12 protein-coding genes are annotated in these 12,237 nt (G+C 48.2%); 4 read left to right on the top strand and 8 right to left on the bottom strand.

Features of this window, described 5'->3' with window-relative positions:
* From JR338_03120 to JR338_03100, 5 genes are all read right to left on the bottom strand, one after another.
* Entirely contained in the window at positions 1-762 is a 762-nt protein-coding gene (locus JR338_03120) for a cyclase family protein (GenBank protein QRN83763.1), read from the bottom strand.
* 13 nt (positions 763-775) lie between these two features.
* On the bottom strand, positions 776-1,267 hold the full coding sequence (locus JR338_03115) for a (2Fe-2S)-binding protein (GenBank protein ID QRN83762.1): 492 nt from the start codon (positions 1,265-1,267) through the stop codon (positions 776-778).
* Entirely contained in the window at positions 1,264-2,127 is an 864-nt protein-coding gene (locus JR338_03110) for a xanthine dehydrogenase family protein subunit M (GenBank protein QRN83761.1), read from the bottom strand. The genes JR338_03115 and JR338_03110 overlap by 4 nt, the downstream gene beginning before the upstream one ends.
* Positions 2,128-2,153: 26 nt before the next feature.
* The gene (locus JR338_03105; protein QRN83760.1) at positions 2,154-2,828 is read right to left on the bottom strand and encodes a GntR family transcriptional regulator; all 675 of its coding nucleotides are present in this window, start codon (positions 2,826-2,828) and stop codon (positions 2,154-2,156) included.
* 142 nt (positions 2,829-2,970) lie between these two features.
* Positions 2,971-3,828 (bottom strand): hypothetical protein, encoded by an 858-nt coding sequence (locus JR338_03100; protein ID QRN83759.1) that lies wholly within the window; start codon positions 3,826-3,828, stop codon positions 2,971-2,973.
* 215 nt (positions 3,829-4,043) lie between these two features.
* On the opposite strand from JR338_03100, the gene JR338_03095 reads away from it, so the two are divergent.
* The 4 genes from JR338_03095 to JR338_03080 are packed head-to-tail and all read left to right on the top strand — an operon-like array spanning position 4,044 to position 8,368.
* The gene (locus JR338_03095; GenBank protein QRN83758.1) at positions 4,044-5,633 is read left to right on the top strand and encodes a 3-oxoacid CoA-transferase; all 1,590 of its coding nucleotides are present in this window, start codon (positions 4,044-4,046) and stop codon (positions 5,631-5,633) included.
* Positions 5,634-6,440 carry an enoyl-CoA hydratase/isomerase family protein gene (locus tag JR338_03090; protein ID QRN83757.1) on the top strand — a complete coding sequence of 269 codons (807 nt, stop codon included), beginning with the start codon at positions 5,634-5,636 and terminating at the stop codon, positions 6,438-6,440. It begins immediately after the preceding gene.
* A gap of 13 nt (positions 6,441-6,453) precedes the next feature.
* Positions 6,454-7,335 carry a fumarylacetoacetate hydrolase family protein gene (locus tag JR338_03085; protein QRN83756.1) on the top strand — a complete coding sequence of 294 codons (882 nt, stop codon included), beginning with the start codon at positions 6,454-6,456 and terminating at the stop codon, positions 7,333-7,335.
* A 4-nt stretch (positions 7,336-7,339) separates the two neighbouring features.
* Positions 7,340-8,368 carry an alcohol dehydrogenase catalytic domain-containing protein gene (locus JR338_03080; GenBank protein QRN83755.1) on the top strand — a complete coding sequence of 343 codons (1,029 nt, stop codon included), beginning with the start codon at positions 7,340-7,342 and terminating at the stop codon, positions 8,366-8,368.
* Positions 8,369-8,514: 146 nt separating this feature from the next.
* Here JR338_03080 and JR338_03075 read toward each other — a convergent pair whose 3' ends face one another.
* The 3 genes from JR338_03075 to JR338_03065 are packed head-to-tail and all read right to left on the bottom strand — an operon-like array spanning position 8,515 to position 12,089.
* Positions 8,515-9,549 carry a 2-oxoacid:ferredoxin oxidoreductase subunit beta gene (locus JR338_03075; GenBank protein ID QRN83754.1) on the bottom strand — a complete coding sequence of 345 codons (1,035 nt, stop codon included), beginning with the start codon at positions 9,547-9,549 and terminating at the stop codon, positions 8,515-8,517.
* A gap of 4 nt (positions 9,550-9,553) precedes the next feature.
* Positions 9,554-11,371, bottom strand: a complete 1,818-nt coding sequence (locus JR338_03070) for a 2-oxoacid:acceptor oxidoreductase subunit alpha (protein ID QRN83753.1) — start codon at positions 11,369-11,371, stop codon at positions 9,554-9,556.
* A gap of 19 nt (positions 11,372-11,390) precedes the next feature.
* A complete protein-coding gene (locus tag JR338_03065; protein QRN83752.1) occupies positions 11,391-12,089 on the bottom strand; it encodes a FadR family transcriptional regulator in 699 nt (232 codons plus the stop codon).
* Positions 12,090-12,237: the final 148 nt, after the last annotated feature.

Genomic DNA, 12,237 nt, shown 5'->3' with positions numbered 1-12,237 from the left:
TTAATCTTCAACAATTGCAACGGCACGGGTCCAACCAGCGGAACCGCGTTCAATCTTCACAGGGAAGCAAGCGACTTTGAAGCCGGTCGCTCCGGGGAGTTGGTCCAGATTTGCCATTTTTTCAATTTGTAAATATTCACGCCGGCGGCCATAGAAATGCGAAGGCCAGAGTTCTTTTTGATCACCGGTCTTATGATAGGCTTCCACCATTTTCGCAACAGGCCGATCAAGGCCCCAGCCATCAATCCCGATGGTACGGACACCCTGATTCAGAATGTACTCGGTGGCTTCCATAGTCAAGCCGGATTGTGCAGGCAAGTATTTGGTGGTACCCCAGAATTTATCGGCACCGGTTTGGATCAGAACAATGTCACCTTCCTGAAGTGTGTGACCGATTTTGTCCAATGCTTCAACCACATCGGCTTCCGTAATACCGGAACCCTGCTCGAGGTGACGCATGTCAAGGACAACGCCCTCGCCAAAGCACCATTCCAGAGGAACCTGGTCAATGGTCTTAGCAGGTTTCCCGTCAACTTCCGGACCGTAATGCCAGGGGGCATCCACATGGGTTCCGGAGTGCGTGCTGGAATTCACCTGATCGGACGCTAACGCCATGCCATTTTCGAAATCAGTTGGATCGATTTTTGCCAGAGCGGCCAACCGACGCGCACCTTCGGCGTGGGTTGAGTGAGAAATCGAGGGTGGAAAAGGTTCGCTAGCATAATTCTGATGCGGCAAGCTAAGATCAATAATCTTTGTCATACGAAGTAAACTCCTATTCTTGGTATTTCAATGCAGCTGCTTTGACAGCGTCGATAATATTTTTATATCCCGTGCAGCGGCAGTAATTGCCCGATAATGCTACGGCAATCTCTTCCTCTGACGGGTTTTTGTTGTTATCCAATAAATACTTTGCAGACATAATCATGCCTGGGGTGCAAAATCCACACTGGACGGCTCCCTGGTCAATAAAAGCTTGTTGAATAGGATCCAACTTCTCCTGACCGCCTAAGCCTTCAATGGTCACGATCTCATGACCATCGGCTTCAACAGCAAGAACCAAACATGAATTTACGCTCTTGCCATCCATTAGCACAGTGCAAGCGCCACATTCGCCAATCCCGCAACATTCCTTCGGGCCAGTGATATTTAGTTGTTCTCGTAGGACCCAAAGCAGGGTTTTATGTGATTCAACTTCAATGTTATAAATTTCACCATTGATGGTGCAGGAAATCGGATAAGTCCGGGTTTCAGCTTTTTGCGTCATGATGCCTGACCTTCTAAAGAGTTAATTGATTGTTTTAGTGCGCGCAGCGCCAAAGTCACAACCATCGCCCGCCGATATTCCTTCGACGCACGAACGTCTGTAATCGGTGATGCTGCTTGCATTAATTCTTCAACCAATGCTTTCTTCTGTGCCGGATCCCCCGCTGGATCACTGAGCAAACCTGAAGGATCTTCAACAATAAAGGGCACCGGTGCTGCTGCACCCACAGCAAACCGGGTTGGCCCATTACGAAAAACCTGGCAACATAGGTTAATGGTGGCCAAGTCAGCACCTCGGCGCCGAGTAAGCCGGGTGAAGCTAGCAGCTTGGTTAGTTGCAGGGAGAGGAAGAACAAGGCCGACTAAGAGCTCGCCTTTTTCAAGAACGGTCTTGCCGGGGCCTTGGAGGAAGGACTCAACCGGAATCAATCGACTTGAATCCATTTTTAAACATTTTATTTTGGCACCATAGATGAATAATGGCGGGAGCGAGTCACCTGCGGGAGAAGCATTACAAATATTCCCGCCGATTGTTGCCCGATTTCGGATTTGGACTGACCCCACTTCGCTGGCTGCATCAGCCAAGGCAGGGAAATGTTCAAGGATTACAGGATCAGTGCTGATCTTTGCAAATGTTGTCAGAGCGCCAATGTGAACGTTCTGCCCAACAATCCGAATACCACCATTCAATTCATCAAGTGATTTCAGATCAACGACAATATCAGGAGCGAAGTGGCCGCTTTTTAGCCTGGCTAACAGGTCTGTACCACCCGCGAGGAATCTGATACTCCCTCCCTCTTGCTGAATGATATTGAATGCGTCTTGAATGCTACGAGGTTTATAGTATTTAAAGGTTTCCATAAAGAGGAGGTCTGTGTTTTGTTTGGTTAAGTGATTTTTTCTAATAATCTGTCTCGGGAATATATCCGATGGAAATGCAGCGCCTCAATGGCTTCATCAATTTTCTTGGCCTCGATCAACTCCAATAATTTTTCATGATCAAATTGAGAGTGCTGAGCCATGTCCTGAACCAGAGAGAATACTGAACGGCTGCGATTTAACTCGGCTTTATTCCAAAGGTCATCGATTAATTCATAAAGCAAGGGGTAAGGACAGTAAGAATAGATCTTCATGTGAAAGGCACGGTTTTCGATACCGTACGCATGCATATCGCTTGATTCCACATTTTCGTCCATTTCTTCTTTTAATTTTCGGAGTTCCGCCATCTCCTCTTCCCCAATATTGGGAATTGCCTCACGCATCGCCAATTCTTCAAGATGATAACGAATGGTCAAAATTTCTTGCAGAGCATCGGATGAAAACTCAGCAACACAAGGCGAATGATGCGGATCCTGTTTAACCAACCCTTCAGAGATTAGTCTCCGTATGGCTTGGTTGACCGGGATAATACTAACCCCTAGTTGCTTGGATAAAGTACTCAGACTGATTTGCTGGTTCGGACGCAGGTCACCCCCGAGGATTGCTTCCTTGATCATATCGTAAGCAAAGTCCTCTTTCAGTTGAGGCGGTCGATTATTTGATGTTCCAAATGGGTTATCCATACTTTATATTTTATAAAACATAAAGTATATTGTCAAGGCATTAACCCAGATTAACAACCAATTAACTGCCACTTGACATAAAAAAAGAGGCTTGGGATGAAAAACTGGCCCAAACCTCTTACTTTTTTCTATAAAATTGCGTTCAAGCGCTAATATAACCCCTTAATTGTTCCATTCGTTCTTCCAGACCCGGTTCACCAGTCATGAGCCGGCGAACAGCAAAGATGCGAATATCAGAAAGCCCATTCTCAGCCAACAATTTTTTCAACTCATCCATGAAAATTCCGGAATCATTTTCTTCTGAGGTATCTCTGTTGGTTCCCAACATGGTTCCCTTTCCCTTGGTTGAATCGACACCGCAGGACGGGCTGGGGTTCATCCCCAGAACGCCGACCACATCAAAACCGAGTGCAAGGTAATCCTTAATTTGCTTCACAACAATCTTGGCAACCTCACGGAATTTCGCCCGCAGTGGCTCCAGGATGATATCGCCATAAGCGTATTTTTCCAAACCCAGAACCTCATACTCTGGGCAGGGCATTTGAATGATCCCCAATCCACTGTCCAACAGAGTCTTGATTAAGGGGACATTTGCGCCTTTGAATGCAGCACCTTGTGGGAAGCGAGTGTTGATGTTCAACCAGCAATGGCTGATGAAAATAACCCGTCGCTCCCGTTCGTCATCAAGAAAAACATATCCCAACCGGTAAGCATCACCAAAACCTCCCTCAAATTGAATATCACCGGTGCCCCAAAGCGCCATAAAGAATGGCATCTTTTTATCGACAATTTTCTGCAAAGTATCAGCGGAGCATTTTAGCGTAAACCCAGCTTCTCCCCTCTCAACCGGGACGAACTGGCCATCTTTACTTTGCCAGTAATGATCCTCCCCGTCCACTTCCCATTTAACCAGTTGATCCCAATCCTTCAGCCGAAACGGGGTCAACGAATTTTCGTTTGCTCGTGTAAGCATCGTATCAACCAATTGTTTAATCACCATAATTTCTCCTTTGATGGTTAGTTGTAGCCCCTTAATCCAAAAAGATTATACAGAAAACTAAAAATATTTCCTAATAAATCATCAAAAAATGGATAAAAGTCATATATTAAACGATGAAAACGATTGAATCAGGTTGTTTTAATTATCTTTGTAATGGTAAGATAGAAAATCTCATGCGATTATCTACGCCAAGGTGTAAAGGTCGGAGGCAAAAATTGAAGATTGTATCCCTGCAAAAAGCTGTGAAATATATCAAAGATTCCGATTTGCTGCTAATTGGGGGATCAGGTGGAGGGCATGCCGTACCGGAAGCCCTGATTGTCGCACTTGAAGAAAGATATCTGGCAGAAAACCAACCGCATAATCTGACGCTGCTACACCCTGTGGGCATAGGCGACAATATCAGCCAGGGGGTTGGCCATCTGGCCCATCCCGGCTTGGTAAAAAGAATTGTGACAGGCGCGCTGGTCAACAGTCCAGCTTTCCAAAAGCGTGCTGCTGAAAACACCGTTGAAGCTTATACCCTGCCACAGGGTGCCCTCTCTCAATTGATGCGCGAAATGGCAGCTGGCAGACCTGGCTTACTTTCTCATGTCGGGCTCCACACCTATATTGATCCCCGCCAGGACGGTGGACGTCAGAGTAAATGTGCCAAGGAAGACCTGGTGGAACTGGTCAAACTGGACGGAAAAGAATGGATCTTTTATAAGCCCTATTGTGTAGATGTGGCATTTCTTCGAGGTACTACTGCTGATGAAGACGGCAATGTCTCGATGGAAAAAGAAGCCGTTTTTGGAGAAATGCTGCCTATGGCCCAAGCCACGCACCGAAATGGGGGCTTGGTAATCGTCCAAGTTGAACGAATCACCCAGCGTGGCACCATCCCTGCCAAAAACATCAAGATACCCGGTATGCTGGTGGACTTAATCGTAATAGACCCGCATCAACGCCAAACCTATCTTACAGATTACAGCGCAGCCTACGCCGGTGAGATCCGATTACCTGAAGACTCAATCACACCACTCCCCTTCAATGCCCGTAAGATCATCGCGAGACGAGCGGCAATGGAACTTCGCCCTAACGCCATCTGCAACCTGGGCGCCGGTGTTTCCACTGGCATTGGCACCATTGCAGCAGAGGAAGGGATTGCGGGAGAGATAACTTTGACCAATGAACAGGGGCTGAACGGTGGTTCGCCCTCCTCTGATGCTGGTGCGGCCATTAATTACACCTCCATAGTGGACCAGCCCTATCAATTTGATTTCTATGACGGGGGTGGGTTGGATCTGGCTTTTCTTTCTTTTGCTGAAGTTGATGCCAACGGGAGTGTGAACGTCAGCCGTTTCGGTGATCGGATCATTGGTGTGGGTGGTTTTGTCAATATCAGCCAAAATGCCAAGAAGGTGATGTTCAGCGGCACTCTCACCGCAGGCGGATTGGATATTGCTATTGAAGATGGAAAATTAAATATCCGAAAAGAAGGACGCAGCAAGAAGTTTGTCTCAAAGCTGCAGCAGGTAAGTTACAATGGCAACTTCGCTGACCAACGCGGACAGGAAGCCCTTTATATCACTGAAAGGGCAGTCTTCCGCAAGAAAGATGGTCAGCTTGAACTGATTGAGATCGCTCCGGGCATCGACCTTGATCAGGATGTACTAAATCAGATGGAGATCAACCCCCTGATCTCACCTGATCTAAAATTAATGGATGAACGTCTCTTCAGGCCTGAACCAATAGGTCTTAATGCAGACTTGCTGTCCAAATCCCCTCTAAATATTCCCGAGCGGTTGCGCAAGGAGGAGTGAATGACCAACCAAAAACGAAATGGCTTTTCTGAGGAAACCTCCGCCTTTCAGGTGACCAGCCCAGTAGATAACGTCGCCTTAATCACCATCCAGTCTGAGCCCCTCGGGGTGCTGCGCCATGCGGTCAAAAGGGCATTGATGTCGGCTATACGAAAACTAGAAGATGATCCCAAAATTCGCTGCTTGTTGTTGACCGGGGTCGGAAAAGCCTTTTCGGTCGGCTCAGATATTCACGACTTCAGCCCCGAACCCGGCTGGCTGTTGGAAAATGACTACTGGGAATCCTCCCTCAACCAGATGATTGAGGATGCCCGGTTCCCCGTGATCGCCGTATGCAACGGCTTCACTTTTGGTGGCGGCGCAGTCCTATCACTGGCTTGCGATTTCCGAATTGCAGCTGACACCGCCAAATTCGGTTTCCCTGAGGTCAAAGTTGGCGCTTTCGCCTCCGGCAGTGGTACCCAACGCCTGCCGCGGCTTGTTGGTCGCGGAAGAGCGCTGGATCTCCTTCTAACCGGCCGCACTGTTGATGCTGAGGAAGCCCTACGGATCGGTTTGGTGGAATATGTTTTTCCTTCTGCAACCCTCATGGAGGAGGCTTTAGGCATTGCACAGACAATCGCCTCCTACGCCAGCTCATCCATTGAATCCACAAAAATATGTGTCAACGCAGGCCTCCGAGAAGGAATGGAAAAAGGATTGGTTTTGGAAAGTGACCTGCGGGTAAAAACTGGTGGAAACGCAGATTCGCTGGAAGGCCGCAATGCCTTTCTAGATAAAAGACCTCCAAAATTCAATCAGGATTAGAACCGTAACAATCATGCGATACCTGACCTATCTGGACGAGAATGGGAAACACCAGCCAGCCTGTCTGATGGATGGCCGGGCGGTTGAATTTCCACCGCTCTTGCAGGCCATTGGTGAAATAACAACTTTTCAAGCACATTCAGTAAAAGGCCTCCTCTCACTAACCCCAGCGCAAAAGGCACTCCTGAACCAAACCTGTTTAAATCACTTAAACATGGGAGAGGGCCTTGACCTGGATAAACTCACCCTTGCCCCTCCTATCCCCAATCCCGGCAAGATAATTTGCATTGGGATGAACTATCCATCCAGGGCAGACACTCCTAGGCCTGAATATCCGGTCGTGTTCCTGAAGCCGACCAGCGGTCTCTCATCTCATCGTGCACCGATACGCCTTGCCAGAGCCTGTGAAAATGTCCATTTCGAAGCAGAATTAGCCTTTTATATCGCTGATACCTGCCACAACGTTCCCCTTTCGGAAGCCCGGAGTCACATTGCTGGATATACCATCGCGAATGATGTTGGCGATCAAACGATTGAAAAACGCACATCTCAATGGACCAGTGGGAAAATGTTCGATACTTTCACACCTACAGGCCCAGTCTTCGTGCCCGCCGATGAAATAACAGACCCACAGGACTTGATGATCCGAACCTGGCGCAACGGCGACCTGGTGCAGGAATCCTCAACCGTCAGGATGCTATTTACCGTGGACGAAATCTTAGCCTATCTATCCACCCTTACTACGCTCCAACCTGGTGACCTTGTCCTGACAGGAAGCCCAAAATTATTTCATGGCGAATTGGTTTTCCATCCACCCCTGGAACCCGGTGAAGAGATCAAAATCACAATCTCGTCGTTAGGCACCCTTATTAATCATATTGAACAAGGAGCATAAACCGATGCAAACCTATCCGATGGCCATTATCACTGAACCAGGAAAGGTCGCTTTTGAAGATCATCCCATGAACAACCTACTGCCTGATGAGGTGCGGATTAAGGTCAAATACGCGGCAATCTGCGGCAGCGATCTGCACTTATACAAAGGTCTGCATCCTTCTGTCTCCTTGCCCAGCGCCGTGGGGCACGAACTCTCCGGCGTAGTCATCGAAAAGGGCTCGGAAGTGACAAACCTTCAGGTTGGTGATCGAGTAACGGTGGAGCCAGTCATCGCCTGCGGGAAATGCCATTTTTGTCTGCGAGGTCAATACCACCTTTGCCAAGATGTCAGTTTCCACTACCGGCGTGGGCAAGGTGCTTTTGGCGAATATTTCATAGCCCCCGCCCGGTATGTTTTCCGCCTTCCCGATTCGGTATCGCTGGAAACGGGGGCATTGGTTGAACCCCTTTCGGTAGCTCTGCACGCTGTTAATAAATGCGAAATGCACCTTGGTCAATCTACTGCAGTGTTCGGTGCAGGTGCGATCGGCCTACTGGTCGTTATGCTAGCTAGCCGTCGGACCCAAGGACAAACATTCTCTATTGATATCAATCAATTCCGACTGGATAAAGCCCTCGAAATTGGTGCCACCATGGCGATCAATAACCTTGAAGAAAACTCTGTCGAAACCATCCTCAACCAGACTGAAAGGTTGGGCGTGGACTTTTCTTTTGAAGCTGCTGGCTTTGCCCAAACATTGGAACAAACACTCCAGTCAGTACGAAAAGGCGGCTTGTCCACTTTAATTGGTATTTTTGAAGATCCCTTCCCCAAAGTGCCAATCAACCTCTTCATCCAAAAAGAGATCACTCTCTCCGGTTCGCAGGGCTATAACTGGGATTTTCAGGATGCCCTCACAATCCTGGATCAAAACAAGCTCTCATTGGAAACATTGGTAACACATCGGTTTCCATTGGAAAAAGTACAGGATGCTTTCAGCCTGCTGACACAGCGAGGTAATCAGGCCATTAAAGTGCTGATTGAGATGTAAAATCAGCTGGTCAATATCCTTATAAATTACTCTGTAAAACAAAAAGCCTCCCGATTAAGGGAGGCATATTTATTATCGATAAACATGATCAAAGAGACGCATTTTGACTCATAGTATTCGATGCAACCAATAGCTGCAAAAGAAATCTACAACATACTCTGGTTGATCTTATCCAGACTTTCCTTGGAAGGTCGCATCTTACTGTTGGGAACTCTATTCAGCGGTTCTTCCGTCAGGTTCATGAAATCATAGAGTGATGGCTGGTCAGGATCGACATAGATCAATCCGGTCACGAGGTAATGATCTCGCTCACCTTTTTCAAGGATTTTCAAAGCCTGCCACTTATCCGTCGGATCATAATCCGTTTCCAGTTTTTTCAAGACAACCACTGAGCCATCGTGCAAGGTCACTTCCTTGAAGGAACCTTCTTCGAATTCATCCAAAATAATCGCTCTCTTTGTCGGCACGAATGAAATATCATGCAGCGGCGCTTCATGTTGACGGCCCCATTGATACGAGTGAAGTGTATCCTCGCGGTTATTAAAGCTTACACAAGGACTGATAATATCGATCACTGAAGTGCCATTGTGACTAAGCGCTGCTTTCAACAGCTCACGAACTTGCTTAGGGTCGCCGGCAAATGATCGAGCCACAAAGCTAGCATTCCCCACCAGAGCTTCTTTGACAATATCAATCGGCATGAAGGGGTTCATTCCTTGGTGCTTAAGCTCCAGACCTTTCTCCGCCGTCGCAGAGAATTGCCCCTTGGTCAGGCCATAAACACCGTTATTCTCAATGATATAAACCATTGGAAGGTTGCGGCGGATGAGATGCTTGAACTGACCAATACCAATGCTGGCCGTGTCACCATCGCCGGAGACGCCTATCACTTTCATGCTGCGATCCGCAAAGGCTGCTCCCAATGCCAATGAAGGCATCCGGCCGTGCAAACCGTTGAACCCAAAGGATTTCTTCAGGAAATAGGTCGGGCTCTTGCTTGAACAGCCGATCCCGCTGAATTTGACGATCCGTTCGGGGGGAATGTTCATCTCATAGCAGGCCATGATGATCTGGGCTGATATAGTATTGTGCCCACAACCCGGGCAAAGAGTGGATTTCTCACCACGATAATCTGTACGTGTTAGACCAATTTGATTGGTTGATGCTTCTTTTTCAGCCATGTCTCTAGCCCTCCCTATCCATCAATGCATTCACAATCAGATCTGCCGTCATTGGCAGCCCGTCCATAAATGCAATGGAGACCATTTTCTCAGTCATGTGACAGTAATCCAGCGACAGGATCTGATGCAGATGTCCATCCCGGTTCAATTCCGCCACGTAATTGACATCATGTTCTTCAATAAACTTTCTCACTTCTTTGGAGAAAGGCAGTGCCCTGATCCGCATGAAATCACATTTGACTCCAAGGGCTTCCAGTTTATCCTGAGCTTCCAACATGGCCGGCTCTGTAGAACCCATAGCGATCAGCCCGATCCTGGCCCCTTCCAAACGGCGGAATTCCGGTTTAGGAAGGTCTTCGCGGGCATTTTCAAGCTTCGCCTTGATTCTATCCATCACCCTAACCCAAACTTCAGGTGCCTCACTGTAATTGCCATATTCATCATGCCCGGTACCCCGGGTGAAATATGGGGCTTGGGGGTTTTCATTTCCCATCACCGTCCGATAGGGAATGCCGTCGCCATCCACATCCAGGTAGCGTCCCCAATCTCGCCCGAAGTTCTTCAAGTCCTCTTCCCAGAGGATCTTGCCGCGATTTATCGGCTGGTCCGGATAATCAAATTTTTTGGTCATCCAGAGATTCATCCCCAAATCCAAATCACTCAGGATGATAACCGGGGTCTGGTATTTTTCAGCAATATCAAACGCTTGCCAGCCAAATTTAAAACATTCATTGACGGACGAAGGGATCAGGATGATCTGATTGGTATCGCCATGTCCCAGGAAATAGGTCAGATTGAGATCGCCTTGCCCGGTACGGGTCGGCAGCCCTGTACTGGGGCCAACGCGTTGCACATCCCACAGCACCAGCGGAACTTCAGCATAATACGCCAGGCTCATATATTCCGTCATCAGGCTGACGCCTGGGCCGGAGGTGGAGGTCATTGAGCGAATTCCAGCCCAACCTGCACCAATCGCCATACCGATTGAGGCCAGTTCATCCTCGGCCTGAACAACGGCAAAGGTGTTCTTCCCGGTTTCGGGGTCCTTACGCAATTCCGGTGCAAATATGTTGAGCGATTCGGCCAGGCTGGTTGCCGGTGTAATCGGATACCATCCGCAGAATTCAAACCCACCATAAATCGCGCCCAACGCGCCAGCGGTGTTGCCATCTGTCATGATGTAATCATCTAATGGCGGCATGGCTTCCACAGAATAACGGTCTTTCTTCTCCAGGTTATCCCTTGCCCAATCTGCCGCCATCTTCACCATTGCGAAGTTACTCTCGGCCACAGAAGATTTATTTTTGAATTGGCTAAGTAAGACCTCATGAACCACATCTAGTTCGATCCCCAACATCTGGGAGACCACCCCGACATAGACCATGTTTTCCATATAGTCCCGCAGGTTACGCGGAACCTCAGCTTCACTGATCAACTGCTTGACAGGCATGGGATAAGCAATCACATCGTTGCGATGGATAGGTACTGCAATATGATCCGCATAGAACACCACCCCGCCGGGCACATTGTAATCAACGTCCGCCGAAAAAGTGGTGGAGTTCATCTGAACGATGATGTCGTCATGGGCCACCCGGGCCAGATATCCATCCTTGGAAACTCGGATGGAAAACCAGGTGGGCAGACCTTTGATGTTGGAGGGAAATATATTCTTCCCGGATACTGGGATCCCCATATGGAACATGGCTCGTAAGAGGGTTGTGTTGGCTGTGGCGCTGCCAGAGCCATTGACCGTGCAAACTGTCATGCAAAAGTCATTTATGGCCTTCGACATATTCTGCCCGGTTTCCGATTCCTTTTTCATCTAGGCTCCTTCCTAAAGACTATTCAAAAGGCAGGTAAGTATGTTGCGTTTCACGCTGGAAAAGCAGGTCCATATGGGCAATCAGGGCCTGATAGCCAGCCAAATGGTCGTGGCGTGCGATGGCATCTACCATCTGCTGATGGTAACGCCATACACGTTCGAGGTATTTCCGGTCTTCATAGATGCTCAATCCAACAGCATCATAGATATCCCAATAACTCTCCAGGATACCTTGCACAAATTCGTTATCAAGCCGGCGATAAATGATCATATGCAGTCGGCGATGTTCTGTTTGGGGGATTTGGATGGGATCCGATTGCAGCTTCTGATTAGCAATTCGGATAATATCCTGCAACTCTTCAATATCACTAGGTGTCAGGCAGTTGACCGCCTGGTACCAGTACGACGCTTCGACATGATTACGAAGATCGGAATAATGTCGGAACGAATCCGGTTCCACGCTCACCGCAAAAGCCAGGCTCCTGGTCACAGCAGGGGCAAACCGATACGGCAAACATTTGATCCCTGTACGGGGTTTGACTTCCACCAGCCCCATCGCCCGCGCAACTTGCAGGGCCTCACGCAAGGATGCGATACTCACTCCAAGCTCATCACTTAAATCATTTAGACTTGGCAGAGTCTCGGCACCGCCAGCCATCTGGCGCGCGAGATACGTCATAAAACTGGAGAGTTGGTGGGAAAGAGGTGGACGTTTCATATTGGCGATTTCTAATTAATCAGATTAATCAGATGATTATAAAACCGAGTATATCACCAAGTGCGTTTGGTGTCAACGATTCGAAGAGTGTTACAATTCTTCCTAACAAAAATGGCAGTCAAATCAATTTAATTAGAAAGCCAATCCA

It is taken from the genome of Chloroflexota bacterium (genome assembly GCA_016887485.1).
Taxonomy (GTDB): domain Bacteria; phylum Chloroflexota; class Anaerolineae; order Anaerolineales; family Anaerolineaceae; genus Brevifilum.
Note: the sequence above shows the minus strand (reverse complement) of the source record. Positions and strands in the feature narration are given on the sequence as shown.

What these genes read in the sequence shown, in the direction of transcription:
- JR338_03120 (QRN83763.1), bottom strand. Translation starts at nt 762, where the DNA reads ATGACAAAGATTATTGATCTTAGCTTGCCGCATCAGAATTATGCTAGC.
- JR338_03115 (QRN83762.1), bottom strand. Translation starts at nt 1,267, where the DNA reads ATGACGCAAAAAGCTGAAACCCGGACTTATCCGATTTCCTGCACCATC.
- JR338_03110 (QRN83761.1), bottom strand. Translation starts at nt 2,127, where the DNA reads ATGGAAACCTTTAAATACTATAAACCTCGTAGCATTCAAGACGCATTC.
- JR338_03105 (QRN83760.1), bottom strand. Translation starts at nt 2,828, where the DNA reads ATGGATAACCCATTTGGAACATCAAATAATCGACCGCCTCAACTGAAA.
- JR338_03100 (QRN83759.1), bottom strand. Translation starts at nt 3,828, where the DNA reads ATGGTGATTAAACAATTGGTTGATACGATGCTTACACGAGCAAACGAA.
- JR338_03090 (QRN83757.1), top strand. Translation starts at nt 5,634, where the DNA reads ATGACCAACCAAAAACGAAATGGCTTTTCTGAGGAAACCTCCGCCTTT.
- JR338_03085 (QRN83756.1), top strand. Translation starts at nt 6,454, where the DNA reads ATGCGATACCTGACCTATCTGGACGAGAATGGGAAACACCAGCCAGCC.
- JR338_03080 (QRN83755.1), top strand. Translation starts at nt 7,340, where the DNA reads ATGCAAACCTATCCGATGGCCATTATCACTGAACCAGGAAAGGTCGCT.
- JR338_03075 (QRN83754.1), bottom strand. Translation starts at nt 9,549, where the DNA reads ATGGCTGAAAAAGAAGCATCAACCAATCAAATTGGTCTAACACGTACA.
- JR338_03070 (QRN83753.1), bottom strand. Translation starts at nt 11,371, where the DNA reads ATGAAAAAGGAATCGGAAACCGGGCAGAATATGTCGAAGGCCATAAAT.
- JR338_03065 (QRN83752.1), bottom strand. Translation starts at nt 12,089, where the DNA reads ATGAAACGTCCACCTCTTTCCCACCAACTCTCCAGTTTTATGACGTAT.